General features: G+C 66.2%; 27 protein-coding genes. 22 read left to right on the forward strand and 5 right to left on the reverse strand.

What is annotated here, in order from left to right:
* Positions 1-182: 182 nt before the first annotated feature.
* The 8 genes from ACESMY_RS14335 (at position 183) to ACESMY_RS14370 (ending at position 7,041) form a co-directional block, all read left to right on the forward strand.
* Entirely contained in the window at positions 183-1,205 is a 1,023-nt protein-coding gene (locus ACESMY_RS14335; RefSeq protein ID WP_372785284.1) for an efflux RND transporter periplasmic adaptor subunit, read from the forward strand.
* A gap of 47 nt (positions 1,206-1,252) precedes the next feature.
* On the forward strand, positions 1,253-1,867 hold the full coding sequence (locus tag ACESMY_RS14340) for an ABC transporter ATP-binding protein (RefSeq protein ID WP_372785285.1): 615 nt from the start codon (positions 1,253-1,255) through the stop codon (positions 1,865-1,867).
* Complete coding sequence (locus ACESMY_RS14345; protein ID WP_372785286.1) at positions 1,864-3,087, forward strand: ABC transporter permease; 1,224 nt, start codon at positions 1,864-1,866, stop codon at positions 3,085-3,087. The genes ACESMY_RS14340 and ACESMY_RS14345 overlap by 4 nt, the downstream gene beginning before the upstream one ends.
* 14 nt (positions 3,088-3,101) lie before the next feature.
* Positions 3,102-4,334, forward strand: a complete 1,233-nt coding sequence (locus tag ACESMY_RS14350) for an ABC transporter permease (RefSeq protein WP_372785287.1) — start codon at positions 3,102-3,104, stop codon at positions 4,332-4,334.
* Positions 4,335-4,504: 170 nt separating this feature from the next.
* On the forward strand, positions 4,505-4,933 hold the full coding sequence (locus ACESMY_RS14355; protein ID WP_372785288.1) for a hypothetical protein: 429 nt from the start codon (positions 4,505-4,507) through the stop codon (positions 4,931-4,933).
* Positions 4,934-4,984: 51 nt separating this feature from the next.
* Positions 4,985-5,608, forward strand: a complete 624-nt coding sequence (gene bioD / locus ACESMY_RS14360; protein WP_372785289.1) for a dethiobiotin synthase — start codon at positions 4,985-4,987, stop codon at positions 5,606-5,608.
* 207 nt (positions 5,609-5,815) lie between these two features.
* Positions 5,816-6,439: a hypothetical protein gene (locus tag ACESMY_RS14365; RefSeq protein ID WP_372785290.1), complete on the forward strand. Its 624-nt coding sequence runs from the start codon at positions 5,816-5,818 to the stop codon at positions 6,437-6,439.
* Between the two features lie 143 nt (positions 6,440-6,582).
* Positions 6,583-7,041 carry a DUF488 family protein gene (locus tag ACESMY_RS14370; protein ID WP_372785340.1) on the forward strand — a complete coding sequence of 153 codons (459 nt, stop codon included), beginning with the start codon at positions 6,583-6,585 and terminating at the stop codon, positions 7,039-7,041.
* Between the two features lie 199 nt (positions 7,042-7,240).
* Here the strand turns inward: ACESMY_RS14370 and msrB are convergent, their stop codons facing one another.
* A complete protein-coding gene (gene msrB, locus ACESMY_RS14375; protein WP_372785291.1) occupies positions 7,241-7,729 on the reverse strand; it encodes a peptide-methionine (R)-S-oxide reductase MsrB in 489 nt (162 codons plus the stop codon).
* An 831-nt stretch (positions 7,730-8,560) separates the two neighbouring features.
* Here msrB and ACESMY_RS14380 point away from each other — a divergent pair.
* On the forward strand, positions 8,561-9,454 hold the full coding sequence (locus ACESMY_RS14380; RefSeq protein WP_372785292.1) for a hypothetical protein: 894 nt from the start codon (positions 8,561-8,563) through the stop codon (positions 9,452-9,454).
* 62 nt (positions 9,455-9,516) lie between these two features.
* Positions 9,517-10,896 carry a hypothetical protein gene (locus ACESMY_RS14385; protein ID WP_372785293.1) on the forward strand — a complete coding sequence of 460 codons (1,380 nt, stop codon included), beginning with the start codon at positions 9,517-9,519 and terminating at the stop codon, positions 10,894-10,896.
* Between the two features lie 536 nt (positions 10,897-11,432).
* Here ACESMY_RS14385 and ACESMY_RS14390 read toward each other — a convergent pair.
* Complete coding sequence (locus ACESMY_RS14390) at positions 11,433-12,410, reverse strand: hypothetical protein (protein ID WP_372785294.1); 978 nt, start codon at positions 12,408-12,410, stop codon at positions 11,433-11,435.
* 283 nt (positions 12,411-12,693) lie between these two features.
* Positions 12,694-13,386: a TetR/AcrR family transcriptional regulator gene (locus ACESMY_RS14395; RefSeq protein ID WP_372785295.1), complete on the reverse strand. Its 693-nt coding sequence runs from the start codon at positions 13,384-13,386 to the stop codon at positions 12,694-12,696.
* 90 nt (positions 13,387-13,476) lie between these two features.
* On the opposite strand from ACESMY_RS14395, the gene ACESMY_RS14400 reads away from it, so the two are divergent.
* The 7 genes from ACESMY_RS14400 to ACESMY_RS14430 all read left to right on the forward strand — a co-directional run bounded on the left by ACESMY_RS14400 (position 13,477) and on the right by ACESMY_RS14430 (position 19,880).
* Positions 13,477-14,376 (forward strand): type II CAAX prenyl endopeptidase Rce1 family protein, encoded by a 900-nt coding sequence (locus ACESMY_RS14400; protein WP_372785296.1) that lies wholly within the window; start codon positions 13,477-13,479, stop codon positions 14,374-14,376.
* A 118-nt stretch (positions 14,377-14,494) separates the two neighbouring features.
* Complete coding sequence (locus tag ACESMY_RS14405) at positions 14,495-14,950, forward strand: DUF2147 domain-containing protein (RefSeq protein WP_372785297.1); 456 nt, start codon at positions 14,495-14,497, stop codon at positions 14,948-14,950.
* A complete protein-coding gene (locus ACESMY_RS14410) occupies positions 14,947-15,171 on the forward strand; it encodes a hypothetical protein (protein WP_372785298.1) in 225 nt (74 codons plus the stop codon). Before ACESMY_RS14405 ends, ACESMY_RS14410 begins: the two co-directional genes overlap by 4 nt.
* Positions 15,172-15,463: 292 nt before the next feature.
* On the forward strand, positions 15,464-17,401 hold the full coding sequence (locus ACESMY_RS14415) for a pyrroloquinoline quinone-dependent dehydrogenase (RefSeq protein ID WP_372785299.1): 1,938 nt from the start codon (positions 15,464-15,466) through the stop codon (positions 17,399-17,401).
* A 29-nt stretch (positions 17,402-17,430) separates the two neighbouring features.
* Positions 17,431-18,639, forward strand: coding sequence for an acyltransferase family protein (locus ACESMY_RS14420; protein WP_372785300.1), 1,209 nt, complete (start codon positions 17,431-17,433; stop codon positions 18,637-18,639).
* The gene (locus ACESMY_RS14425) at positions 18,636-19,328 is read left to right on the forward strand and encodes a helix-turn-helix domain-containing protein (protein ID WP_372785301.1); all 693 of its coding nucleotides are present in this window, start codon (positions 18,636-18,638) and stop codon (positions 19,326-19,328) included. Before ACESMY_RS14420 ends, ACESMY_RS14425 begins: the two co-directional genes overlap by 4 nt.
* A 48-nt stretch (positions 19,329-19,376) precedes the next feature.
* Positions 19,377-19,880, forward strand: coding sequence for a hypothetical protein (locus ACESMY_RS14430; protein ID WP_372785302.1), 504 nt, complete (start codon positions 19,377-19,379; stop codon positions 19,878-19,880).
* Positions 19,881-19,988: 108 nt separating this feature from the next.
* Here ACESMY_RS14430 and ACESMY_RS14435 read toward each other — a convergent pair whose 3' ends face one another.
* Both ACESMY_RS14435 and ACESMY_RS14440 read right to left on the reverse strand, forming a co-directional pair.
* Positions 19,989-21,287 (reverse strand): SMP-30/gluconolactonase/LRE family protein, encoded by a 1,299-nt coding sequence (locus ACESMY_RS14435; RefSeq protein WP_372785303.1) that lies wholly within the window; start codon positions 21,285-21,287, stop codon positions 19,989-19,991.
* Between the two features lie 62 nt (positions 21,288-21,349).
* Positions 21,350-22,297, reverse strand: coding sequence for a hypothetical protein (locus ACESMY_RS14440; RefSeq protein WP_372785304.1), 948 nt, complete (start codon positions 22,295-22,297; stop codon positions 21,350-21,352).
* A gap of 231 nt (positions 22,298-22,528) precedes the next feature.
* On the opposite strand from ACESMY_RS14440, the gene ACESMY_RS14445 reads away from it, so the two are divergent.
* From ACESMY_RS14445 to ACESMY_RS14465, 5 genes are all read left to right on the forward strand, one after another.
* Positions 22,529-22,903: a YciI family protein gene (locus ACESMY_RS14445; RefSeq protein WP_372785305.1), complete on the forward strand. Its 375-nt coding sequence runs from the start codon at positions 22,529-22,531 to the stop codon at positions 22,901-22,903.
* Between the two features lie 51 nt (positions 22,904-22,954).
* Positions 22,955-24,259 (forward strand): RNA polymerase sigma factor, encoded by a 1,305-nt coding sequence (locus ACESMY_RS14450; protein ID WP_372785306.1) that lies wholly within the window; start codon positions 22,955-22,957, stop codon positions 24,257-24,259.
* A 99-nt stretch (positions 24,260-24,358) separates the two neighbouring features.
* Entirely contained in the window at positions 24,359-24,904 is a 546-nt protein-coding gene (locus tag ACESMY_RS14455) for an SRPBCC domain-containing protein (protein WP_372785307.1), read from the forward strand.
* Between the two features lie 161 nt (positions 24,905-25,065).
* On the forward strand, positions 25,066-25,305 hold the full coding sequence (locus tag ACESMY_RS14460; RefSeq protein WP_372785308.1) for an Arc family DNA-binding protein: 240 nt from the start codon (positions 25,066-25,068) through the stop codon (positions 25,303-25,305).
* Entirely contained in the window at positions 25,302-25,727 is a 426-nt protein-coding gene (locus ACESMY_RS14465) for a type II toxin-antitoxin system VapC family toxin (protein WP_372785309.1), read from the forward strand. Before ACESMY_RS14460 ends, ACESMY_RS14465 begins: the two co-directional genes overlap by 4 nt.
* The last annotated feature ends 27 nt before the right edge of the window (positions 25,728-25,754 follow it).

A 25,754-nucleotide genomic window follows, 5' to 3' on the forward strand; every position in this document is an offset into this window, starting at 1 on the left:
CGGGGTATAGGCCCCAGGCTCATCGATGGGCGGGGCGAACTCCCAGATCGATGCAGAGCCAATTTCACCTTGTTAGGCCGGACGCCGAAGCTCCCCCAAGAGGCGGCGACGAACCGTCTGGGCCGTCACGGCGCCGGGGTATCCGGCTGTGGTGGTGGCTTCTGGCGCTGGCCGCCCTGTCGTTGGCGCTCGGCGCCGGCGTCTGGCTCTTTCGCGCTTCGCGACCGGCCCCGGCTCCGGTGGCGCAGTGGGCTGTCGCAGGCCGCCGGGACGTCGCCAAGACCGTCGCGGCCACCGGTTCGGTGCGGCTCAAGACCGGAAGCACGGTGCGGATCGGTGCGCAGCTCTCCGGCATCGTCCAGCAGCTGAACGTGACGGTCGGCAGCCGCGTGAAGCAGGGCGATGTGATCGCCGAGATCGATGCCCGCCCCGTCCAGGCCAAGATCGAGCAGGCCAAGGCGCAGGTCGTCCGCAACGAAGTGTTGCTGGCCAAGGCGCAGGCCGATCTGCGGCGCATCTCGACCCTCGCCGACCAGGGCTGGGTTTCCCGCCAACAGCTCGATGACACCCGGTCGGCAGCCGCCGGCGCGGAGGCGACCCTCGCCGCCGCCAAAGAAGATCTGAAAGCCGCCGGCGTCGACCTCAACTACGTCAATATCCGCGCCCCGATCTCCGGCGTCGTCGCTTCGGTATCCACCCAGCGCGGCGAAACAGTCGCGGCGTCATTCTCCACGCCGACCTTCGTCACCATCATTCAGCCCGACGCGCTGGAGGTCGTGGCCCTGGTCGACGAAGCTGACGTCGGCGACGTCAAGATCGGCCAAGCGGCCGAATTCACCGTCGAGAGCTGGCCCGACCGGACCTTCCAGGGTCAGGTCGTCCGCATCGCGCCCGTGGCCACCGTGATCTCCGGCGTCATCAACTACGAAGTCGCCGTGCACATCGACGGCGAGGTGTCGGCGCTGCGGCCCGACATGACCGCCAACGTCACCATCACCACCGCGCGGCGCACCGTGGTCACCGTGCCGGCGGCCGCGCTCCGGCGGACCCCCGATGGGACCATGGTCACGGTGCGCGCGGCAGGCGGAGGCCCCCCGGTCTTGCGGCGCGTGCGCGCCGACCAGACGCGGGGGGGAATGGCGGACATCACCGGCGGCCTGGCGGCCGGTGAACAGGTTCTCGTGGAAACAGGAGTGCGAAAGTGATCGAGGTCGAAGGACTAACCAGAACCTTCAACGCGAAGGGCGCCAGTGTGACAGCGCTTCGCGATGTCAGTTTAAAGATCGGCAAGGGCGAGTTCGTGGCGATCCGCGGGGCGTCGGGATCGGGCAAGTCGTCATTGCTCAACCTGCTTGGCTGTCTCGACAGGCCATCGTCGGGCGTCTACCGGCTGGCCGGAGAAGACGTCTCGGCCCTGGACGATGGCGAACTCTCCAAGGTGCGGGCCCGCAAGATCGGCTTCATTTTCCAGGCTTTCAATCTGCTGCAGCGCACGACGGCCGTGGAGAATGTCGAGCTGCCGATGATCTATGCCGATCGCGCTGTGGACCGCGCGGCCGCCACGGCGGCGCTCAAGCGGGTCGGCCTCCAGGAGCGGAAAAACCACTTCCCTAACCAGCTCTCCGGCGGCGAGCAGCAAAGGGTCGCCATCGCTCGAGCCTTGATCAACGATCCGGCCCTGATCCTCGCCGACGAACCGACGGGCAATCTCGACCGGGAGGCTGGCGACAACGTCATGGCGATCCTCGGCGCACTTAACGCCGAGGGGCGGACCATCGTCATGGTCACCCACGACGACGAGGTCGCCGCCAAGGCGGGACGCTCGATCACCCTAACGGACGGCAGACTGACGGAGGCCAAGCGATGAACAGCAAAGCGATGGTGTCGGGCGTCCTTCGCTCGCTGTGGCGACGTAAGGTCCGCTCCCTCCTGATGATGTCAGGCGTCCTCATCGGAGTGGCGTCATTGACCCTGCTGTCATCCATCGGGGCCGGCACCAAGGAGGTCACCCTAGGCCGCTTCAAGAACATGCTTGGCGCCTTCGACACGGTTATCGTTCAGCCGGGCGGCGCGAAGAACCGGGGCATGGTTACGGTGTCCAACACCGACGCGACCTTGAGCTTTGACGACGCCGCCGCCATCGCCCGCGAGGCGCCGGCGATCCGCCAGGTCGTTCAGGTGCTGAACATCCTCGACGGCGACGTGAGCTACCAGGCCCACCACGAGACCGCGGGGGTCTTCGGGGTCTCCGTCAACTGGACGCAAGTGCGCCGCGACCGGGCCGTAGAGGGCGACTTCTTCGACCAAGGCGATGTCGATGCCCTGGCGCGGACGGCGGTCCTTGGCGCGGACCTCAAAGCGAAGCTCTTCCCCACCGAAGACCCCATCGGCAAGACCATCCGCATCGGCGGGGTGCCTTTCGTAGTCAAGGGTGTCCTAGCCCCGAGGGGGGTCGGCCCGTCCGGGCAGACCCTCGACAATCTGCTCTACATCCCGGTCACCACGGCCTCGAAGCGGCTGTTCAACCGCGACTACCTGACCATGGTGGTGGCTCAGCTCAAGGATGAGACGCAGAGCAAGGCAGCCGAGGCTCAGATCAAGGCGCTCCTGCGGGACCGCCACCACCTGGCCCCTGGCGTGCTCGACAACTTCACGGTCTCAAGTCCGCGCGCGGTCATCGCCCAGGTCAGCGCCATGGGATCGGCGATGGGCAAGATGCTCAACATGGTGGCGCTGCTGGCGATGCTGCTGGGCGGGGTCGTGATCCTCAGCGTCATGTTCATCGGCGTGGCCGCCCGCCGCCGGGAGATCGGCTTGCGGCGGGCCGCGGGGGCCAGCCGCAACGCCATCCTGGCGCAGTTCCTGCTGGAGGCCGCCGCGCTGTCTGGCCTGGGCGCGGTCATCGGCGCCGTTCTTGGTATCGCCGGGGCCCAACTGGTCGGACTTATGCAGCACCTTCCCTTCGTGGTCGACGTCCCGGCGGTCGCCATGGCGCTGGCGCTCTCCGTCCTGGTCGGCCTGATCTTCGGCTTGCTGCCAGCCTGGCGGGCGGCGCACGTCGATCCCGCCATGGCGTTGCGCCAATAGCCAAGGGTGACGGCGTGTTGGGCCGCCGGCGCGCACTCCAGCTGCTGCGCGTGGCGCTTCGGGCGTCGCTGCGGTTCCACCTGCAGACCGTCCTCATCACGCTGGCTGCGCTGAGCGGGGTCGCCGCGATAGTGGTCTCATCGACCTATGCCGAATCCGGAACCCGGGCGATTCTGGCGCGCTACGAAGCGCTCGGCGCGAAGATGATCGTCATCTCCCCTGCGGCCAGCCGTGCAGTGGGTGGGCGCGCCCGCACCGGCGCGCCCGTCACCACCTTGACCCTGGCCGACTACAAGGCGCTTCGCAGCGCCGAGCCAGAAATCGCGGCCGCGTCCGCGACGGTCGCGACCACCTATCGCGTGCGGGCCGGCGATCTCACCAAGCAGGTCGTCGTGATCGGCTGCGAGCCGGACTACTTCGCCATCAAGCATTGGCGCGTCTCGCTCGGAGATGTTTTTTCGGCGCAGGCGACGCGCATCGGCGCTCGCACGGTGTTGCTGGGAAGCGGGGTGGCCAAGGACCTCTTCGCCGACGCCGACCCGACGGGGCGGCGGCTGACGATCAACCGGGTCCCCTTCACGATCCTGGGGGTCCTGGAGGAGCGCGGGCGGCGCCTGGATGGCTCCGACGAGGACGACCAGGTCTACGTGCCTTTGGCCGCCGGCATGCACCGCCTGATGAACGTGGACCACCTGAACGGCATCATGCTTCAGGCAGGCCGAGCGGCCGCAGTCCGGCCTCTCGCGGCCAGCGCCGCCGAAATGCTCGCCGCCCGGCATCGCCGATTTGGCGGCCAGCAGCCCGACTTCACCGTGACCAACCAGCAGCTGATCTTGGAGGACCAGTTGGCGGCGTTCGGGCGCCTTTCCTTCCTCGTCCGGTGGGTCTCATGGAGCGCGCTGGCGGTGAGCGCGGTGGGCGTGACGGCCATCTGCTGGATCTCCGTCAACGGTCGCAGATCGGATATCGGCGCCATGCGCGCCCTGGGCGCGCGCCGCGACGACGTGTTGCTGGTGTTCGTCGCCGAGTCCTTGGCGCCGGGGGTTCTAGGCGCGGCGGCGGGACTTGCTGTCGGCTATCTTGCCTCGCGGGCGCTTGAGGCGCGGCTGGGTCAGCCCACCTGGTTCGACTGGCCATCGGCCGAGATCAACACTCTAATTTCCGCCGGGCTGTTCGCCGTGGTCATCGCGATCGCGAGCCGCCGGGTCATGGCCGTCGCCCCCGCCGCGGCGCTGGCCGGGGCATGAGCATGGTCGTTTGCGGTGGGTCGGAAGGAGTTGCGGCGAGGGACGCAGGCCCAGGAAGCCGCCACCACGCGACCGGGCTGCTAGCGCGCGGTGCGGTCGAAAATCTCTTGACCCTGTACAGCTATACAGGCCGTACGTCGAAGGCCCCAAGATCGGAGCGCGTAAGCCAGATGGGCGAGTTCGACCAAAGCAGTTCCGCCGCGCCACCGCCGTCCGCATCGACCCCTCCGACGGTCCTTGAGGCCCTGGCGGCGCTCGCCGCAGCGCTGCGGACCCAGATCGAATTCGATGGCCCCTCGCCGTCGCCGGGACGGCAGTTCGGCTCGAAGGCCCTGAAGATCAACGGCAAGATATTCGCCATGCTGGTGAACAACGCGCTCGTCCTGAAGCTTCCCAGGGACCAAGCCGTGGACCTCGTCGACACCGGCGAAGGCGCCTACTTCGAGCGCGGCCAGGGAAAGCCGTTGCGCGAATGGGTGTCCCTGCCGGGTCCACCGGACGCCCATCTGCCGCTCGCCCTGGTGGCCTGCGCATTTGTGCGGGATCACGTGCCGGCCCGAGCCAAACCGTTCCCCTCCTCAGCTCCGGTGAACCCCTGACATGACGATCGAAATCCAGTGCCTGTGTGGCGACGTCAACGGGGATACCGCTTGACGCGGAAGAAACCCTCTGCGCCGCTTGGCCTGTCCGTCGATGCCCTGAAGCCGGTGGTGAGCGGGTTCGATCTCCGTGACTGGGCCGGCAGCGACCCCGGACGCCTGCTGGCGGCCCTCGGCCAAACGCCAACGCTTCAGGCGCTGCACGCCCTCTCCCCCTGGCGCTTCACGGCGGCCCTGGCTCCGCCTACGGCGGCCCGGCTGGAGGGCCGCGACCTGCCGATCCGGCCCATCGTGGATTTCTGCCGCAACCGGATGGCCGCCGCTGTCGCCGACCTGTTGATCGTGGAGGGCGTCGGGGGGGTGATGTCCCCACTTGCCGAGCACGCCACCGGCCTCGACCTCATGACGGCCCTGAATTTGCCGACGATACTGGTGGGCGGCGCCTATCTGGGTGCGATCAGCCACACCCTGACGGCGCTGGAGGTTCTGCGGACCCGCCGCCTCGAGGTTGCAGCGGTGGTCATCAGCGGGTCTGCGGACCTCGAAAGCCCCGATTTCGTGCAGACGGTTGGGCTGGTGACCGACTTCGCCGGCGACTTGCCGGTCATCGCCGCGCCTCGCAACGACGCCCTGCTCGACCTGATCCCAGGACTCTTTCAGACCCTATGTCTTTGACCCAGAACGCCGTGACGGGTTTCGAGGTCCTGCAGACGGTTGGTCGAGGCGCCTCGTCGATATGTGTAATCATTCATCGCCTTGACTCCGTACATAGGTACAGCTGGTACCGGAATGCCGGCCCCTCCCCGGCCAAGCACAATTAATCGGAGCAGACACATGCGGCGAACGTCTTTGGGTTCTATCGGGCTGGTTTTGAGCGTGTTCATGTTCGCAGCGCCCGCGGGAGCCCAGTCCGCTGCACCTTCGACGCGAGCCTCGACGACGGCTGCGCTGAGGCCGACGCCGCCCACCCAAGGTCGTGTTGTCGGATTGACCGGCGACGTGCTGACCGTGACGGGCGTCGGCGGAACCGCAAAAACCTTCACGCTGGCGAGCGACGTTCGCATCCTGAAGCTCAGGAAAATCGATCCGAGCGCCATTCAGGCCGGCAGTTTCGTGGCCACCGCCAACGCCAACCAACCCGACGGCAGCGGGATGTCCACCGAGTTTCGGGTGTTCGCGCCGGAACTGCGGGGGCTTGGCGAAGGCAATGGACCCATGTCCGGAGAAGCGCCCGGCACGATGATGACCAACGGCACGGTATCCGCCAAGGTGGTCTCCACGCCTCGCGGTCGCGAGATGGATGTGAGCTATGGCGGCAAGCAGGGGCAAGGCGTGCGCCACATCGTCATCCCGCCAAACATCACCATTCGCGAGATGAGTTCGGTCGGTCGCGGGCAGATCAAACCTGGCATTGCGGTGGATGTGCGCGCGGGCCAAGCGGCGGATGGATCGTTTGTCGCTCGCGCCATCCTGATCGGCGAGAATGGCGCGCCGCCAGCCAGCTGAGTTGATTGATCGATGCCGAGCGTTGCGTCGGCCCGAGCGCCGTCGCAACGTCTTCGTTTGAGAGTTCGGCGCTATGGCGAATACCTTTTTCACGATCGGCCACTCGACCCGGACGCGTGAAGCCTTCGCGGCCTGCCGACCACGTGGTCGATGTCAGGTCCATCCCGCGATCGCGAACCAATCCGCAGTTCAATGGCGACGGCCTGGCCGAGGCCCTGGCTCCGTGGCAGGTCGGCTATGAGCATTTGGGGGGCCTTGGTGGCCTTCGGTCCAGGTCGCCCGGCTCCCCGTCCTCGCCCAATGGCTATTGGAAGGTGAAGAGCTTCCGCAACTACGCGGACTACGCGCTGACGCCGGCCTTCGGTAAGGAACTGGCGCAGCTTGAGGACCTCGGACGTCGGTTCCGCTGCGCGATCATTTGTGCGGAGGCCGCCTGGTGGCGCTGCCACCGGCGGATCATCGCCGATTACCTGTTGGCGAGCGGGCAGACCGTGCTGAACATCCTGGGGCCTTCCCACATCGACGAAGCTCGGCTGACGCCTGGCGCTGTGATCAGCAGTCCTGCGAAGATCGTCTATCCAGGCGCTGAGGGCGCCGTCTAGGCAGCCGAACAGGCCATCAGACGGCCGCCGCCACACACCACGAAAGGTCACCTGAAACCCCTGTCGAGTGAAGCTCTGCTCGTCGCCTAAGCGCCACGTCTGGCCGGTGTCGCGGTTGATTTGGTGGCGGGCGTTGAAATGGTCGCGATCGACCTTCGACGAGGTCAGCCTCGCGACGCGGGCTGCAGGGGACTGGGCGTCAGGTTGCCTGAAACCTCAGGGCTACCCCGTCATTACAGTACCGCAGTCCGGTGGGTTTGGGCCCGTCGTTGAAGACATGGCCCTGGTGGCCGAGGCACTGTGCGCAGTGGTATTCTGTACGCTCTTCGAGTGCGAGCAGGTGATCGGACTTGGATCGAATGTTCGGCTTAATCACCGTCCAGAAGCTCGGCCAACCGGTGTGGCTGTCGAACTTCCAGGCGGATTTGAACAGAGGCAGCCCGCAGGCCAGGCAATCGAAGGTTCCGCGACGATGCTCGTTCAGGAGCGGGCTCGTAAAGGGCTGCTCCGTGCCGTCCTGACGCAGCACCTGGTAGCTTTCCGGCGGCAAGCGCTTCTTCCACTCCGCGTCGGTAAGCTTTCGCCACTGCGACTTGGCGAACGGGTCCGGCCCGGCGGCGAAAGCGCTCGGGGCGATCATCAGCCCGGCACCGGTCAACAGCAAGGCGCGGCGGTGATGGCTGGTCATGTCTCTGTCCTTGAGCTGGTGATTTTGGATTCCTGGCCCGGCGTCAGGGCACGCGAAACCACGGATTGTCTTGCTGGGCCTAAGAGGCGGAAATCGGGCGCTTGGTCAGCGCCAGGTCCCGGACCTTCGACCAGGGCGTCTTGCTGGTGTGGATACGCGTCAGGGCGCCGCATCGACGATGGCGCGCCGGCTTTCGAGCGCCACCGGTGGGGCTGCCACGGGCGCCTTTTGGTCTGGAGGTCGCCAGGCGCTGCGACTTCCCCTAAGTTCCTTCTTAACCCATTGAGTCGATGATGCATTCGACGGCAGCCCGGACGACGACGTGGGTTGGAGCGTCGGACAAGCCGAAACTTAAGAGGCGGCTGGCCGTTGAGACAACGCACCTGGACTGAACCGTGTCCCTGGCCGGCGGCCCGGCTTGCGGTGACGCCGAGGGGACCTTACGTCAGACCTGATGCTGCGCCGCAGCATCATCGCGTTTTCGCCTTAGAGGAGTGTTCAGGTTCTCCGCTGGTTTAATTCCCTGGCGCCGGTGTCGCGGAGGCAGGAAAGCTAGACCGTAGTGGAGGGCATTGCGCGCTTGACCCCATGACGAAGAGAGGCCATTCAACAACTCCAGCGCGTGCGGCGGAGTCTCACGCGCAAATCGCACCGCGGGCTGGCGTCCTGCGGAAGATGGGCAAGCCGGCGCCCGGGGGGCGTCACAACGAGGGGGCGGCGGACAACGTGCCGACGACACTTTTCCCAGTCGTGCGTCGTGGGCAGCTGGTTTGCGCCACCTCAGCCTCAGGTAAACACGAGGCCCTGACTGTCGAGCAAAGCGGGGTCGCGATGGCCGCGCTGCAGTTGGCCGCGCCCAACACCTTGAAAGCCATCCAGGCCGCGATGCTCCAGGCTCTGCCCGGTCGGGTGGATATCCTCAAAGACGCCATGGTCGATCGTCAGGGTGGCGAGCCCGCCCACGGTCTCGGCATCGTTTTCAACTACCCGGAATTCGCCATCCTGCTCGATGGCGCGCAGATCATTGTGCGGTCGTCCGTCACGCTGTGCATCAAGCCGCCCGTGGGTTCCGACCCCAACCGTCAGATGCCGTTCTCAAAGTGCTGGACGCGGATGATCCTTCAATCGCATCCGGCGAGCACCGCTGACCAATATGCGGCGATCGACCTGCCGGATGAAATTCTGCGCGCCTTCGACGAAGACTGCACTGTGCTGCACCGGGCGGCCGTGGACGCGATCCTGCCGGACTACGCCAAGGTCATCAGCGCGGCGATGGATCAGACGCTGAGCCTGGACGCCTACGGCAATGGCGCGTTTGAGGTGCTGACACTCGGCGCACGTGGCGGCGATATTTCCGAGGTGTTCAACGCCATTGCCGACGGCGAGACCCTGACCGCTCAGGCTGCGGACTCGGACGGCGCACGCCGATTGGTCGATTTCGCGCTGCCCAGCCTCACCCGGCAGACGGGCGTGACGCGCGACAAAGCGCTGGCCGCCTTCCGCGCGGACGACGAGCGCCAGCTCCTGGTCGTCGAGACAGGCGAGGCCGATCAGGCGCTTTATCTGGCGCTGTTCAAGAACAAGACCGCGCGGTTCGTCGGGATGGCTGTCGACAACGGCCGGCGGGTGCCGGAAGCCTTGCGCAACAGTCCGGCCGAGGCCCGCCACGGCGTCGCCAATGTGGTCAGCGCCAGCCTGATCGCCAACTACGCGCGGCAGTTCTAGCTGACGCTTTACACCGCCCCCTGACGACTTATGGTTGTCGGATAGTAGTTGGGGGTACAGGGGTGTCTGAGGGGCCAGCCACCGACGCGTCAGACGCGTCGGAATCGTTAGCTGACGAATCGAAACTGTCTTTCGACGAGACAAACAAGATCAAGGCCCGAGAGCCGGGCGAAAGCATCTTCAAGGGCTATCGCGCGCGCCGTGAGCGGCAGAAACAACGCCGCGCGGCCGAGGATGTCGAGAAGGGACAGCTCGACGAGGATGAACGCGACCCCGGCGATGAGATCTATCTGCACGACGTGCTCGACCGCACGCGGCAGATTTTTTCCCGCTATACGATCTACCGGACCAAGGCCCACCCTGAGACCGCGACTCATTTCGAGAAACTCCCGGAAGATACACTCCGCCACGAGCGGCCAAATCTGAAGGTGATCTGCGTCGGCTCGGACCTCGACATCTGGTCCCAGAGCAAGCTGAAGATGACCACCGTTCAAGACGGCTGCAGCATCCTTCAGCCTCTGGAGAACTTCAATCCCAGCCGCTGGATCCACGAGCGGATCGCCGAGCTCAAGGCGGCCATCAAGCTCAAGCCCGATATCATCATCTTTCCGGAGTTCGCGTATCCGCCGGCGCCGCTCGTCGCCGGCGGCGGCTGGACCGTCGATGACGTCCGAGACTACTCAACTCACCGGTCTGAGTTCGAACGCCTGGTGCTGCAGGCGGTCAAAGGCCACCACGTGTTCCTGGTCATGGGGTCATTCCACTGCCAGATGACCCTCTACAATGTCGGCGTCATCTTCCCCTGGGGACGGCACCGCGACGGGCAGGCCTCTTACGACAAACCCATTCGGGTCAAGGGCAGGGGCGGCCTCGAAAACATAAGTCACCTGCCTAGCACCGACCGGATCATCGCGCCGGTCCAGTACCGAAAACGCTTTCCCGCCCGGAAAATCGGCGAACAGACCCGTGTCCCGGAAGGACAAGGGCTCAACATTTTCAAGACCGGATTTGGCAACGTCCTGGTGCTGATCTGCTCCGACATCCTCGACATCAACCAATTCATGACGATCATTCAGCAGAGCCTGGAGCACAAGGATTTCGACTATATCTTGGTGCCCGCCTACAACCCGGGAAAGAGCTTCAACAAGATCTGCCGCGACCTCTCGGATCTGGCGGCCACCACGGTCATCGTCGCCAATGCGCGCGACCAGGGCGTCGACCTCACGCCCTCGGAGATATTCATCTGCGGTCGCTCGGCCAGCGAGCTGCCAGACTCGAAGTGGCACGAACAACACGGCATCGTTACGCCCGGCGTGAAGAAGGTCGGCCACCACACGGTACTAAAAATCTTCGACCTGCACCTGTCGAACCTGAAGATTGCGCGTGATGAGCAAGTGCGCCGGCTGGATCCCAACGACGGCTTCCAGAAGGGCGGCAAGTAGGTCGCCAGCGGCGATCGCCGGCGAGGCGGCTCATTAACGTTCGAAGCGATAGAGTCTCGCGGTCGCCTCCGGGAAGCGTCGGGAATACGAATTCACAAAGGGCCAACTCGCCGCTGACGTAACCTCCGTTTCTCATCCAGTCACAATGAGAGTCCGGAGTTGACCTAAGCCTGGGTTTAGGAGGGTGGAGTTTCCGCTGATGGCGCGGGCACGTCCCTGGGCGCGGAGCGACCATACGAGGGTCGCTACGATCGGAGCCATTGCTCCGACGAGCCGGCGCCGTGCGGTTCGCATTCCGGATTGCTCCACATTTCGACAATGGCTAGGTGCGTCCGGCGGATCCGCCTCGACAACAGGATGACATCGCCCAGGCCTCAGGTGATCAGGACCGTCAGGGCGAAATAGACGATCCGTTGGGGGCGCGCGTGAGATTTGGTCGTGGCGCGGCGGCTTCAGGCGCGCGTTGCGTTGGTCATCTAGCGATCTTGGCCGGGTTGATGGCGAAGGCTCTGTGCCTGAGCAGGCGTCCGAATCTCTCACTCTACCCAGGCCTTGGCGTCCGGATAGTCAAGGGTGACGGCCAAGCCATGTAGCACGTTCCCGCCGATGGCCCCCTCGACGCGGCCGCTCATCATCGAGGACATGAACTCGTGATAGCTTTTGTCCGACCGCTCAGTGATCCAGACCGGCCCGGTTCTACGTCCGGCGATTTCAACGGAGGGGACCAGGATCATAAGCGCGTGGGTCCCCACCTGCGCGTCTTCGATCACTCGCCAATCCGGATGCCGCCTTCGCCACCCTTCGACGACGCTGTGCGCCATCATGCTCGTCGCGCGCAGCGCTGGCCGACCATCGGACAGTGCCCCAAGCGCCTGTGGCGTCAGGATGGTCGAAGCGCCCGTGTCGAACAGCACCGGCAGGTATTCCCCGTCGATCCGGACAGTCACGCGTGCAAAGTCGACCGCCCGCTTGCCGTCCGCATCCGTCTTGAATGCGACCTCAAGGGGCGTGGCCAAAGCAGGCGGACGCCAATGGGCCGGTCTCAGGATCAGCTGGCGGTGCGGGTAATCCCAGGTCCAGGTATGGCCGCCAAACCATGCGTTGCCCAAAATTCCGTCGCCGATGGGCGGCCACCCCGCCATCGGGATGACCGTAGGCATGACGACGAACCCGGCTTGGGCCGGAAGCGCGGGCCAGCTTTGCTTGACGAAGGCGGTCGCGTCCGCGGACTTCGTGTCCGGACCCAATTCGGCCAGGGTGTCCGGGTCGGTTTCGGGCCTGAGCGCCAGGTCGAGGCGCTTTGCAGCGTCTTGCGACAGAAGGAGCGAACCGCCGCCCGAGTCCGTGAACAGACGGATCGGCAGGCGCCCGTTGGGCGCCGGCATCTCGACCGTGACGCGGTCATCGACGAACGACGCCTTGATCTGTTCACCCTCTTTGGCCGGCTGGGGCAGAGCCGGCTGTCCATGGGCCGCCGTCGCGAGGACGATCACACATAAGGCCAGTCTCGCCATCTTGGGCGGCGGTCCCTGATCACCGCTTGGGCGTCGTTCGCGGGCTTCGGCGGGGTGCGGCCATGAGAGGGCGCGAGCGATCAAAGCCATGGCGTCGATGAGCTTGGGTCGTGCGTTTCGCATTCCGGGTAGCTCCATTTTCGAGGAGGTCTCGGTGCGTCCGACGGCTCTGCCTCGGATGATCGCCTTCGAGACGGGCGCGCGTGTTTAGACGGAGCCCACAGGCGCGTCGTTGAACAGCATAGGCAGACAGGTCTCAAGCGTCTTTCAGCGGTAAAGCCGGTCATGGCGTCTCACCTGCCAGCCGTCGCTCAACGCCGGCAATCAGGGCCTCGAGCCCGAAGGCGAACCGCGCGTCGAAGTCTGGCGGCGCGGCCAGCCGCTCGGCCAGGGCCCAGAGCGTGGGATAGGAGGCCACCCACTCGGGCTGAGGGGGTGCGTGGCGCAATCCGCCGGCGTCCTTCTGCGCAGCCAATTCGAGGTAGCTGGCCTCGGCGCTCGCGAGGCTGTGCACCAGCAGCATGCAAGCCTGATAGACTTCGATCAGCTCGTCATCCTTGAGGCCCGATGTGCGCAATATGCTTAGAGCCACATCCATCAGCGGCGCGATGTTCGGGCCGATCGAGACCTGCCCCAGGGCGATGCGGGTGGCGTCGCGCATCGTGATCAGGCGAAGACGCCAGGCCGCGGCGAAGGCGCGCAAATCGGCGCGCCAATCGGCGCCATCCAATCCAGGCACGCAGTCCGCCATGAGGTGGTCGAATAGCAGATCGTCCAGCTCTTCGCGGCTGTCGACATAGCGATAAAGCGCCGCCGCCTGAACATCGAGTTCGGTTGCGACCGAGCGCATGTTCAGGGCGTCATAGCCGTCTCGGGCCAGCACCTTGGCTCCGGCCTCGACGATCTCCTCGCGCGACAGGAATTGTCGGCGTTTGCGCGTTGCGGGTCCGGTCGCGGGACGGAAGGGAAGCGCCACCGAACGCGCCTTTCTGACAGTTAATTAATGCCGTTCGTTCTGTGAACGATGTTAATTCGGCTTGATGCTGTTGCAAGGGGAATAGGGCCGATGGCGATCGAATTCGCGAATGAAACCGGGTCGCGAAGCCGCACCCTACGTCAGTTGGGCGCCTATTTCGGCCTGACATTCGCGATCACCTGGGGCCTCGGGGCCCTGTTGATTCTGGCCCGGCCACAGCTAGAGGCGATCATCGGTCCGATCGGCGAGACCAGTCACCACTGGCTCTATTATGTGGCCGTCTATGCGCCGACGATTTCGGCCGTGTCCTTGAGCTTGGCGTTCGGCGGCTGGGCTGGCGTAAAAGCCCTGGCGATGCGATTTGTGCGCCCGGCCCGACCCGCGTGGCTGCTGATCGCGCTGCTCTTCTGGCCGCTTGTGCTCACATTATATGAGCTGGCCATGCGCGTGGCCGGCGCCGCAGGCGGAGTCGATCTCCACGCTCTGTGGGTCGGAGCCCCCGTGCTGGCGCTGACCACGACCGCCCTCATCACCGATCCGGGTGGTTTTGGAGAAGAAATCGGGTGGCGCGGATTCGCCCTGCCACGACTGCTCACGCTCTGTCGGCCGTTAACCGCGGCGCTCATCCTTGGATTCATTTGGGGCCTCTGGCACCTGCCGGCGTTTTTCGTTTCCGACTTGTCCCAGTCGCAGTTCGCGCTGGGCTGGTTCCTGCTGACGACGACGACCTTGACCGTGGTCATGACCTGGATCTTCGTGAACGCCAACGGCAACCTGCTGGTCGCAGGCGTCATCCCTCACCTGATGTTGAACCTGCTCTTCGACGTCCACGCCCTGAGTGGAAACATCGTCCGCATTGAGGCTATCTCGATGACGGTGTTGGCCGTGGGCCTGGTGGCTATCCTGGGACCGAGCCTAAAGGGGTGGCGGAGCCCCGAAAGCGCGTCGGAAGAGGCCCTGTCGTCCACCGTCTCGTCGGCCGGTTCTTGATCTGACTCTACGTCGACGCCGTCGTCCGGCGAGCGCTGATCAACGCCTGCGCTCTCATCGCGCATTCCACCATTACGCGCTGCTGCCCAGCTGCCTTGGCTGAGAGAAAGATACCATCATGAAAATCATCGCTGCAGCTCTAGCCAGTGTGTTGTCTGTGATCGCAATGGCGCCAGCTTGGGCCGCGACCACAGCCGTGACAGGGACATGGATGGGGCCGGGTGGATTTGGGGTGGCTATTGCGCCTTGTCCCGACCACGGCCAAGCAAAGCTGTGCGGGAAAATTACCGCCTTGAGCAAACCCCTCGACGCCCATGGCCATCCCGTCACCGATGAGCACAACCCCAACCCAGCCCGCAGATCTCTCCCACTTATCGGTTCGACATTTCTATCCGGCTTCATCGCGTCTGGTGAAGGCCATTGGGTCGGCGGCAGCATTTACGATCCCGATAGCGGTCGTACCTACAATTCGAAAATGACGCTCATCGGCGACGACCAACTGAAGGTCGATGGCTGTGTCTTGATCGTTTGCAAGGGACAGGTTTGGCAACGTGCGGCGGGACCGGTTCGATGACGCCTTCAGGCTCCGGCCGCGTAACAGCCCTCGTCCTCCTTGCACTGTTGTTTGGCACGCCCGCCGCGCCGCAGCCCGCTTTGGGCTCGCCTTTACTGGACCGCGCGCGGTTTGAACCGTTCATCGACGGCGTCGTTCGGCACGCGGTGCGGCAGGACGCGATCGCCGGCGTCACCGTTGCGGACGTCGGTCCCTCGGGACCGGTGATCATCAAGGGTTAGGGGATCGCGGCGCCCGGTCGTCTGGTCACGCCGGATATGCTGTTTCCGGTGCAGTGGATCTCCAAGACCCAAGGTCTGGATCGCGGTCACGCAACTGGTCGAGCAGGCCATCTCATCCCTGGCATAGTCGACACCTACGTCGACTTGTTCGGCTGTTCCGAAGCGACCAGGGCGATCCAACAACCGAAAACGCCATCCAGCGCATGCGGGCCAGGCGCGTGGCGCGGCGGTCGCGGAGCCGTCGAGCGAGGTCCGCTTTACAATCACCCCTCCCAACGCTACCGATAGGTGAATGAACCGTTCATTTCTATATTCGTTCGGCGCGGTAATGTTGCTGGTCCTCACCGGCTGCGGGCTAGCGCCGGATATTCATGCCGTCACCGAGGCTGACAAGGAATGGCCGTTCTATGGGTCCGATGAGGGCGGTCAGCGCTTTTCAGCCGCGGGCCAGGTGACGCCGCAAAACGTGCGCGCGCTCAAGGTCGCCTGGACCTTCTCCACCGGTGACCTGGCCAGCAAGAGCGACGCGATCAAGCGCGCCGCGTTCGAAGATACGCCGATCATGGCTGGCGGACGGCTCTACGTGGAATCGCCGTTCAACGAAGTCTTCGCGCTTGACCCCGCGACCGGCAAGACGCTGTGGCGTTTCGACCCCGCGATCGACACCTCAGTGCGCTACGGTGAGGGTTTCACGGCCCGTGGAGTCGCCTATTGGCGCGACCCGGCGGCCAACCCGGGCGCGCCCTGCGCCGAGCGGATCTTCATGGCCGCCAACGACCGGCGATTGTTCGCGCTGGACGCCGCCAGCGGACGCCGCTGCGCAGGCTTCGGCCAGGACGGAGTGGTGGACACCGCCGCCGGGATCCATCTGAACACCCCCGGCGAGATGCAAATCACCTCCCTACCCGTGGTCGCCCGCGGCGTGGTCGTCGTCGGCTCCGGCGTCGCCGACAACCAGCGGCTGAAGGAGGTCTCCGGCGCGGTGCGCGCCTTCGACGCGGTCACCGGCCGGCCTCGCTGGAGTTTCGATCCCCTCGCCTCAGCCAATCCGCCGATCGTGGCCGGCGCCGCCAACGTCTGGGCACCCATGTCCACCGACGAGAAACGCGGCCTGGTCATCCTGCCGACCACCAGCCCCAGTCCCGACTTCTGGGGTGGGATGCGCAAGGGGGACGACGGCGACGCCGATTCCGTGGTCGCGCTCAACATCGAGACCGGCCAGCGCGTCTGGGGCTTCAAGACCGTCCACCACGACGTCTGGGACTACGACAATCCGGCCCAGCCGACGCTCGGCATGGTCGCCTGGCACGGGGTGCTGCAGCCCGCGGTTCTGCAGCCCACCAAGCAGGGCCTGCTGTTCACCCTCAACCGCGACACGGGCAAGCCGGTCATTCCCGTGGAGGAGCGGCCGGTCCCGCAGGGCGCCGCCCCCGGCGAGGTGCTCTCGCCCACCCAACCCTTCCCGACCGCACCCCGCGCCTTGGCCCCCAGCACGATCCGCCCGCAGGACGCCTATGGCGTCTTCCCATGGGACAAGGCCTTGTGCCGCAAGGTGATCGCCGGCGCCCGTCATGAGGGCCTGTACACGCCGCCCTCCACCCAGGGGACGATCGAATATCCCTTCACCGGCGGCGGATCGAACTGGGGCGGCCTCGCCTTCGATGCAACCCGCCAGGTGGCCTACGTCAATACCTCAAGCGCCATGCACCTGGTCACCCTGATCCCGACCGACAGATTGAAGGCGGCTAGAGCCGCCGCCGGACCCGATCAGGAGATCTCACCGCAGGCCGGCGCGCCCTTCGGCGTGCGCCGCGAGCTGCTCCGCTCGAAGACCGGCCTGCCCTGCAATCCACCGCCTTGGGGCCAGCTGCACGCCATCGACATGCGCACCGGGCGCATCCTCTGGGAGGTTCCGCTGGGGACGACGCAGGACCTCGCGCCCGGCAGCCAGTTCCTCCTGCGCGGCACGGGAGCCCCCAATTTCGGCGGGCCGATGACCACGGCCTCGGGACTGGTGTTCATCGGCGCGGCGCTCGACAATTACCTGCGCGCGTTTGACGGGGCCACTGGCCGCGAACTTTGGCGCGGCCGACTGCCGGCCGGCGGCCAGGCCACGCCGATGACCTATGTCTGGAAGGGTCGGCAATATGTCGTGATCGCCGCCGGCGGCCACTCGAAGGCCGATACCAAACGCGGCGACCAGCTGGTGGCTTTCGCGCTACCGCAATAGGGCGCGCCATGGCGCCCGGAGACCAGGCCATGACGGCGAGAACGATGGACGGACGGACAGCAATCCGCGCGAACGTCACGTCGGTCTCCAAGGCGCCGGCGTCCGCGGCGCCGCGTCTGCTGTTCATCGACAATATCCGCTGGGCGATGATCCTGCTGGTGCTCAGCATGCACGCGGCGGACACCTACAGTCCGTTCGGCAACTGGTACTACACCGAGCACCCCGCGGCCGGGCCGGCGACCACTCTCTTCTTCCTGACCTACCAGACCTTCCTGCAGGGCTTCTTCATGGCTCTGCTGTTCTTCGTCGCGGGCTATTTCACGCCGAAGTCCTATGACGCCAAGGGACCCGGCCGGTTTCTGGCGGGGCGGCTCTACCGGCTGGGTTTGCCGACCTTGCTCTATGTGGCCGTGATCGGCCCGGTGACCGAATACTACATCGCCCATTCCTGGCGCACGCCGCACTCCTTCGCGCACGAGATGGGCCTCTATGTGGTCCGAGCCCGTTTCCTCTCCGGCACTGGACCCATGTGGTTCTGCGCGGCCCTGCTGATCTTCGGCTTCGGCTACGCCGCCCTGCGCGCGGCGCGGCCGCCCCGGCCCTCGTCCACCACCCCGCAGGCGCCTGGCGCGGCGGGCGCCGCCCTGGTGGTCGCGGGCCTGGCGCTCGCCACCTTCGCGGTACGCATCGCCATCCCCGGTGGAACCTCGGTCTTCAACATGTCGCCGGCCGACTTCCCAGCCTACGTGATCATGTTCGCCCTGGGTGTCACCGCGGGGCGGACCGGCTGGCTCACTCTGGTCAGCGACCGCTTCGCCTGGTGGGCCGCCGGCGTCTGCGTCGGCGCCGCCGTTCTGGCCTGGGCGCCCCTGCTGGTCCTTGGCGGCGCCTTCCGGGGTCAGTCGGCCGCCTATGCCGGCGGATTGCACTGGCAGAGCGCGGCCCGCAGCCTCTGGGAAGCTCTGGTCTGCGTCGGTATGGGTTTTGGCGTCCTGGCCGCGTTCCGCGCTAGGCTGCCGGGTCAGGGAAGGGTCGCGCGATTCATGTCGGACAACGCGTTCGCCGTCTATGTCGTCCATCCGCCGGTGCTGATCGGCCTGGCGCTGGCGCTCGCGCCGCTACCGCTGCTTCCGGTCCCGAAGTTCGCTCTCCTGTGGGGCCTGAGCGTCCTGGCCTGCTTCGGCCTCGCCGCTCCCCTGGCGCGCCGGATTCCGCTGGTAGGGCGGGTACTGCAATGAGCGCGGCCGTGGCGCGCCGCCGCGGCGTCAACCGCACCCGCGAGGTCGCGCAGGCCGCGCTCGCCTGTTTCAGCGACGGCGGATTCCGACTCACCCAGATCGCCGACGTGAGCGACCGGATGGGCGTCTCGGTCGGCACTATCTACCGCTACGTAGAGAGCAAGGAAGCGCTGTTCCACCTCGCGGCGCTTGAGGCCGTCGGCCTGCTGCCGGACGCCCTTTCGCTGCCGGTAAAAGTCTCCGGGCCGGCGGACACCGCCGCGATCCTGCGCAAACTGGTCGCTGAAGATCGCCTGTGGCCCATCCTGCAGGCCGCCCTGGACGGGCCAGCGCCCAAGGATGCGAAAGCCGAGGCCGGCGCGATCGCCGGCGAACTTTACGACACGATCGCCGCTCGCGCGGCGCTGATCTCCCTGCTCGACCGGTGCGCGCACGACATCCCCGAACTCACCGACGTCTTCGATCGCCAGATGCGGCACAGGCTAATGGACGACCTGGAGACCTGGGTCAGTCGCCGGGACGCGGCGGCCGGCCGGCAAAGGCCGGACGTCGCGGCGCTGGCGCGCGGCGCCATGGAATCCGTCGCCTGGCTGGCCAAGTCCCGCCGGCGAGATCCGACCGCCAGCGAGATCGCCGAGGACCACGCGCGCGCAGCGGCGGTGCGGATCTTCGCCAACGCCTTCGACTAGCAGGCCGGAGAAGGCCCTCCACGTCACCGAGCACCAAGGAGATCGAATATGACACGCCAAACCTCGGCGTCGCTTACAGCCGCACTCATCGGCCTCTGGGCGACAGCGGCGGCCGCGGCGCAGCCCGCCAGCGTCGAGCCGCTGATGCGCTACAACGGCGACTGGGCCGCCACGGTGGGAGACGGCAAGATCACCGACATCGACAACCGCTGCACGCAGGATAGGGCGTTCATCACCTGCGAGCAGGTCATCGACGGCAAGCCCACCGGCCTGCTGGTGTTTCTCCCGGTCGCCGGCCCCGCCGGGACCCGCGAATACCTGACGACCTCGCTCAGCGCGGACGGATCGCCGACCCACCCGTGGAGCCATCTTACGATCGCGGGAGAGCACTGGGTTTTCCATTCCGACAAGCCCGACGCGGACGGAAAGAACTACAGCCGGGTCATCAACGACTTCAGCGGTCCGACCCGGATCCACTACGAGATCCAGAGCTCTGAGGACGGGAGGACCTGGGCGACGCAGCGCGCGGGCGACGAACGCAAAATTCGGTAGGGCGCCGCCACCGAAGACGACTCGGGCGGGCCAGCTACGGCGCACGGCGGACGGCAGATCGTGGCGCCAGGACGACGTCCCGGAGAGCGTCAGCAATCGGTCGGCAACCTAGCGTCTGAGCCTCACGCTCAGGACCGGGGTTTGATTCAGACCCTCAACCTTTAAGGCGCCCGCGACCGTGAAGGCGTTCTGCTGGCTGTCGGCGATGAAGACCAGCGACGCCCCGACGACCACCCCCTCGGTCGCAGCCTTCATCTGGGGATCGTCACGCGCGAGCGCGCGTGCGGTGACGACCTTGGTCATCGTGCGGTCGAGCCGGAAGGCCATCACCCGGTTCACGCCGAAGCCGCTTTGGACGCCGATCAGCTGGCGGCGGTAGAGATAGAGGCCATCGATCCCGCCCGACGCAACGCCCGCCGGCTCCGCCATCCGAGTGATCTTGCCCGTGCGAACGTCGATCCGCGCGACGCCCGCCAGGTCGGCGACGAACAGGACCCGACCTTTGGGGTCGATCGCGATTCCGTTTGGGTAGAGCAAGCTGTCTGGGCCGGTCAGGGGGGTCAACCGACGGGTCTGGCCGTCCAGCACAAAGATCCGGCCATCGCGGCTGTCGGTGACATAGGCCGACCCGTCCGGCCCCACAGCCAGGTCATTGAAGAGGTGCGACCGTCCGTCCCCAACCCAGGCGGCGGCGCGCAGCTGGCCGGTGTTGAGGTTGTAGACAAGCACCCCGGAGCGGCCGATGTCGGCTGGCTGTGTGTCCTGCAGGTGATTGTCGTCGGCGCCGGTGCAGACAAACAGGGTGCGCCGCGCGGCATCGACCTTCAGGCCAAGGGCCTGGAGCAGGCCATGGTCCTTCGGCTGGACGAAATCGTCGGTTCGGCCGGACCGGTCTCGCACGACGACTTTCCGCAAGAAGGTGCTGCTGGCGAAGAAGCGCCCAGTCGCGGGGTCGAAGGCGAGGCCTTCGGGGATGAGGCGCGGATCGGCGAGGCGGAAGGCCTCCCGGTCTGCCCCGATCGGCCGCTGGGCGAGCGCGCGGCGCCGAAGCGAGGTCCAGCCCGGCCGCCCTTCCAGGCTCGCGAAGGCCGGATCCGCCGCGACGGCCGCGCCGACCCCCTGGTCGACCAGGGCCGCGTAGGCCGCGACGGCGGCGTCGGCCTGGCCGGCGCCCGCCAGGGCCCGGGCGTTGAGCAACTCGACGCCCGGGAGATGGGGCGTCACCTGCATCAGCCGCCGCGTCCCGGCCAGCGCTGCGTCAAACCTCGCCTCGCCGAGCGCGTTTTCGGTGGCATCGAGCGTCGTTTCGAACTCGGCGAAGGTCATCGCCGCGGCCTTTGCTGTGGCCGGCGCGACCAGTCCAATTAGGGCGGCTAGGGCGAGGTAGGTCAGGCGGGTGCGGCTCATGGCGGCGCCTCTGCGCGACTGGGGGTCGAGCGACCCGAGACCCAGATTGGCGACGCCGGCGCTCAGCCTACGATTTCCTTCAGCGCCGCACCCACCCGTGCTGGCATCTCCGCCTCAGGGATCCTTGCCAGCTCCGGCAGGGTGGCGCCTTTCTCAAGCATGCGGCCCACCACCAGCCAGCCGGCGATATAGGCCTCGCGCTCCAGGCCATTCGGACCCTTTCCCATGGTGAACTTGAAGAGCGTCTCGCCATCCTTGCGGTCGCTCAAGGGGGCGATCGCCCTGGCGATGGCGGTGCGCCGAGCGAGGCCCTTGGCGAACCAGTCTTGCTCGCCGACATAGGCGTAGTCCGGCCGTCCGGGGACCAGCCGCTGGGTGGTGCGCATGGCCAGCCCCTCCTCGAACACCACGCGCGCCAAGCTGCGCTCGTAGCCGCTGGAGAGGTGGCCCACGAGGATGTGCATGGCGTGGGTCATCTCATGCGGCAAGATCAGGCTGCGGACCTCCGGCGTCATCTCGATCGGCACGGCGACCACCGGGCCATCCGGCGTCGAATTGGTGAAGGCGTTGGTCTCGAAAGCCCCGACATAGGCGATGACCCCGACCTTGAGCGGTCTGGGCGCCTGTAACAGCTCGGCGATCCTCACCGCCACGTCCAGCGGGGCCGGGCGCATCGCTGCGGCGCCGGCTTCGATGACCGGCAAGGCAGCGGCATAGCGCGGCCAAGCCTCATCCAGCAGTTTGCGCGCCATGGCGTCGCCCTGCGGCGTCGGCGGGGTCGCGGCGAAGCCGTAGCGATCCTGCCAGATCGCAAAACGCGCGTCGGGGCTTGCCCCTTGGGCCGCGCGATAGAAGTCGAGAAAACGAGGACCAAGGTCCCGGGTCGAGAGGGTCACGCCATCGCGGGACGCCTCAAGGGGCGCGATCGGCAGCTTGGCCGCCAAGGCCGCCGGCGCGACCGCCAGCGCGGCGGCTCCCGCCAGGACGCCGCGCCGTGTCGCCGTTCGCATGGCAGCCTCCCTCGCCGGGCTCCCGCGGCGCGGGAGGCTCGAACGATATCCTAGAGGACAGTGCGACATTTGTTAGCTGAACAACGCTATGGGCGAAGCGAACGCCGTGCCTTCACGTCGCGGCGGGCGGCGCCCGAAACAATTTCCAACGCGCTGTCGATTTCAGCTTGAGCTGATCGACGGTCTATCGAAGTCCAAACGGATCTCACCGGATTTAGATCGGAGCACACGATGCAATTCATTCTTCTCAACTTCCCGGGGGACAAGGCCGAGACCCGGACCTTTCCCGATCGAGCGGCCATCACCGGCATCATGAAGTACACGGCCGAGCTTCGTAAGGCGGGCGTCCTGCTCGCGCTCGGTGGGTTCAAGCAGAGTTCGCTTGGCGCCCGGGTCCGCTTCGATGGGGACAAGCCTGCCATCACCGATGGCCCGTTCAGCGAAGCCAAGGAGCTGATTGGCGGCTACTGGCTGATCCAGGTGAACTCCAAGGCGGAGGCAGTGGAATGGGCGTCACGCGGACCGGCCGCCGAGTGCGAGATGATCGAGGTGCGCCAGCTCTATGCCCCCTCGGATTTTCCGGCGGAATTTCGACAACCCGCTTAGCCCACCGCGCGCGGTTGTTCCTGAACGGGGAAAGTGGTGGGATCGACCACGGTGGATAGGGTCGATCTTCATCAGCGCATCGAAGCGGTCTGGCGGATCGAGGCCGCTCAGATCATCGCGGGCCTGGCGCGTTACACCCGCGACGTCGGCGTGGCTGAGGAGCTGGCGCAGGACGCGTTGGTGGCGGCATTGGCGCAGTGGCCGGGCTCCGGGGTTCCGCGGAATCCCGGCGCCTGGCTGATGACGGCAGCCAAGAGACGCGCGATCGATCGGCTTCGTCATGCGGAGCGCGCCGCGCGTGTCCACGGCGAGCTTGGACGAGAGCTCGACGCCCTGCACGCTGTCGCCCAAGCGGACCTCGAACTGCGCCTCGATGACGACATCGGCGATGATCTGCTCCGCTTGATGTTCGTTGCGTGCCACCCCGTTCTGGCGCGGCCATCCCGGGTGGCGCTGACCCTGCGTCTGCTCGGCGGGCTCACAACCGAGGAGATCGGGCGCGCCTTCCTGACGTCCGAAGCGACAATCGCGCAGCGGATCGTCCGCGCCAAACGCACGCTCGCGGAGAAGGAAATCCCCTTCGAAATTCCGCGCGGGGCCGCCCTTCAAGCCCGCCTGGAATCGATTTTGGAGGTCGTCTATCTGATCTTCAACGAAGGCTACACGGCGACCGAAGGCGCCGACTGGATGCGCCCGGAGGTGTGCGACGAAGCGTTGCGGCTCGGCCGCATTCTGGCAGACCTGCTGCCCGGCGAACCGGAAGTCCATGGGCTGACTTCGCTCATGGAGTTTCAAGCTTCCAGGACGAGCGCGCGCGCGGGGCCGCAGGGAGAACCGATACTGCTTGCCGACCAGGATCGCGCCCTCTGGGATGAGGCTCAGCTGCGCCGAGGCTTTGCCGCCCTCGACCGGGTGGACGCCCTTAGGGTCTTGCCGGGCGCCTATGCGCTGCAAGCCGGGATTGCGGCCTGCCACGCTCGGGCCGCTACGGTCGAAACGACCGACTGGGCCCGTATCGCCGCCCTCTATGCCGCCCTGGCGACCCTGACGCCCTCCCCGATCGTTGAGCTGAACCGCGCGGTCGCGGTCTCCCGGGCCGCCGGGCCGGCCGAAGCCTTGGTGATCCTCGACGAACTCGCAGCGACGCCAGCGTTGACGCACTATCACCTGTTGGCGAGCGTTCGGGGCGATGTCCTCGAAAGGCTGGGGCGACTGGAGGACGCACAGTGCGAGTTCGAGCGCGCTGCCGGCCTTACGCGCAACGACTCCGAGCAGGCCTTGATGCTGCGGCGGGCGCAGGCTTGCGCAGATGCGATGCATCGCCCTCCCCGATCATCGGACGAAAATATTCGCTGACCTCCGTCGATCCAGGCCTCGCCCAACCGACGTCCTCATGAGCGCGCATCGGGCGCGTGCCCCGGCCAAACTCGCCGGAAGGCTCACGAGGATTTTGAAATGATCACCATGACGTCCAAGCGCAAGCTGATCTCCGCTGTCGCGGGGCTCGCCCTTCTCTCCGTTTTGGGCTTTACCCCCGCCACGGCTCAGGACGCGAAGACATCGCCCGGCCTGTCGTTCGATGGGTCGGTCATCCACCAGGAAGCGCACATCCCCGCGTCGCCTCAACGGATCTACGAGACGCTCCTCTCGACCAACGACTTCGACAAGGTTGTGAAGATGGGCGCGGCCTACCGCTCGGGCCGGCTCGGTGCGGTCCCGACCAAGATCAGCACAGCCGTCGGCGGTGAATTCACGCTGTTCGGCGGCTTCGTGGTCGGCCGCAACATGGAGCTCGTGCCGAACGTGCGGATCGTCCAGGCCTGGCGGGAAAATGAATGGACGCCTGGGGTCTATTCGATCGTGCGGATTCAGCTGACCCCTGAAGTCGGGGGAACCAAGATCTTGTTCGATCAAGCCGGTTTCCAGGCGGACGCAGGCCCGCACCTGACGGTCGGCTGGCAGGAGAACTACTGGAAGCCGATGGCGGCGATGTTCAACTGAGCAGGCGTCGTCGCCCGGCCCTTGGTGGGGGAGCCTGTTCACCTGAATGCGCTCCTCGACGACCGAGATCACGCTCGCTTCCTGCCATTGGGCGCCTGGCAAGTTGACGGCATTTCGCGCATACCGCTGTCAATGACGACGGTTTCCGTGGGATGATGTCAATGTCAGTGGTCACAGTCCGGAATTTGCCCGAGGAAACGCATCGCGCCCTGAAGGTGCGAGCGGCTCAACATGGCCGGAGCACCGAAGCGGAAATCCGAGCAATCCTGGAGTCCGCCGTGCGCCCGCCGGACCGGATCCGGCTCGGTTCCGTACTGGCTGCGATCGGCCGAGAGTTTGGCGGCGTGGAGCTCGATATTGAGCGCGATAAGACGCCCGCCGGCACGGTGAGCTTCGAATGATCGTCCTCGACACGAATGTCGTTTCCGAGCCGCTCAGGCCGACCAGGGACCCGAACGTGCTCGCCTGGCTCGATCGACAGAATATCGAGACCCTCTTTCTAAGCGCGATCAGCCTGGCCGAACTTCGCTATGGCGTCGCAGCGTTACCGGATGGTCGGCGCAAAGGCGGCCTGGGCGCGGCCTTGGAAGGTCGCATCGTCGCCCTGTTTGGTCCGCGCGTGCTTGCCTTCGATTCCGCCGCCGCGGACGCCTATGCGGTCATTCGCGCCCGGGCGAAAACAGCGGGCAAGGCCATCGCTGCGACGGATGGCTACATCGCCGCAACGGCAGTGGCGCACGGCTTCACGGTGGCGACACGCGACACGGCGCCGTTTGTGAGCGCCGGCGTTCCTGTGATCAATCCATGGGAAGCGGAACCCTAGTCATCAATCTCGTGGAAAGCCGACCCG

The organism is Phenylobacterium sp. (genome assembly GCF_041691455.1).
Taxonomy (GTDB): Bacteria; Pseudomonadota; Alphaproteobacteria; order Caulobacterales; family Caulobacteraceae; genus Phenylobacterium.

Excerpts from the sequence above, each read along its gene's own strand:
- ACESMY_RS14390 (WP_372785294.1), bottom strand. The coding sequence starts at position 12,410 with ATGGCGAGACTGGCCTTATGTGTGATCGTCCTCGCGACGGCGGCCCAT.
- ACESMY_RS14380 (WP_372785292.1), top strand. The coding sequence starts at position 8,561 with ATGGCCGCGCTGCAGTTGGCCGCGCCCAACACCTTGAAAGCCATCCAG.
- ACESMY_RS14345 (WP_372785286.1), top strand. The coding sequence starts at position 1,864 with ATGAACAGCAAAGCGATGGTGTCGGGCGTCCTTCGCTCGCTGTGGCGA.
- ACESMY_RS14425 (WP_372785301.1), top strand. The coding sequence starts at position 18,636 with ATGAGCGCGGCCGTGGCGCGCCGCCGCGGCGTCAACCGCACCCGCGAG.
- ACESMY_RS14440 (WP_372785304.1), bottom strand. The coding sequence starts at position 22,297 with ATGCGAACGGCGACACGGCGCGGCGTCCTGGCGGGAGCCGCCGCGCTG.
- ACESMY_RS14445 (WP_372785305.1), top strand. The coding sequence starts at position 22,529 with ATGCAATTCATTCTTCTCAACTTCCCGGGGGACAAGGCCGAGACCCGG.
- ACESMY_RS14415 (WP_372785299.1), top strand. The coding sequence starts at position 15,464 with ATGAACCGTTCATTTCTATATTCGTTCGGCGCGGTAATGTTGCTGGTC.
- ACESMY_RS14355 (WP_372785288.1), top strand. The coding sequence starts at position 4,505 with ATGGGCGAGTTCGACCAAAGCAGTTCCGCCGCGCCACCGCCGTCCGCA.
- ACESMY_RS14400 (WP_372785296.1), top strand. The coding sequence starts at position 13,477 with ATGGCGATCGAATTCGCGAATGAAACCGGGTCGCGAAGCCGCACCCTA.
- ACESMY_RS14365 (WP_372785290.1), top strand. The coding sequence starts at position 5,816 with ATGTTCGCAGCGCCCGCGGGAGCCCAGTCCGCTGCACCTTCGACGCGA.
- ACESMY_RS14430 (WP_372785302.1), top strand. The coding sequence starts at position 19,377 with ATGACACGCCAAACCTCGGCGTCGCTTACAGCCGCACTCATCGGCCTC.
- ACESMY_RS14465 (WP_372785309.1), top strand. The coding sequence starts at position 25,302 with ATGATCGTCCTCGACACGAATGTCGTTTCCGAGCCGCTCAGGCCGACC.
- ACESMY_RS14455 (WP_372785307.1), top strand. The coding sequence starts at position 24,359 with ATGATCACCATGACGTCCAAGCGCAAGCTGATCTCCGCTGTCGCGGGG.
- ACESMY_RS14405 (WP_372785297.1), top strand. The coding sequence starts at position 14,495 with ATGAAAATCATCGCTGCAGCTCTAGCCAGTGTGTTGTCTGTGATCGCA.
- ACESMY_RS14420 (WP_372785300.1), top strand. The coding sequence starts at position 17,431 with ATGACGGCGAGAACGATGGACGGACGGACAGCAATCCGCGCGAACGTC.
- msrB (WP_372785291.1), bottom strand. The coding sequence starts at position 7,729 with ATGACCAGCCATCACCGCCGCGCCTTGCTGTTGACCGGTGCCGGGCTG.
- ACESMY_RS14410 (WP_372785298.1), top strand. The coding sequence starts at position 14,947 with ATGACGCCTTCAGGCTCCGGCCGCGTAACAGCCCTCGTCCTCCTTGCA.
- ACESMY_RS14460 (WP_372785308.1), top strand. The coding sequence starts at position 25,066 with ATGTCAGTGGTCACAGTCCGGAATTTGCCCGAGGAAACGCATCGCGCC.
- ACESMY_RS14435 (WP_372785303.1), bottom strand. The coding sequence starts at position 21,287 with ATGAGCCGCACCCGCCTGACCTACCTCGCCCTAGCCGCCCTAATTGGA.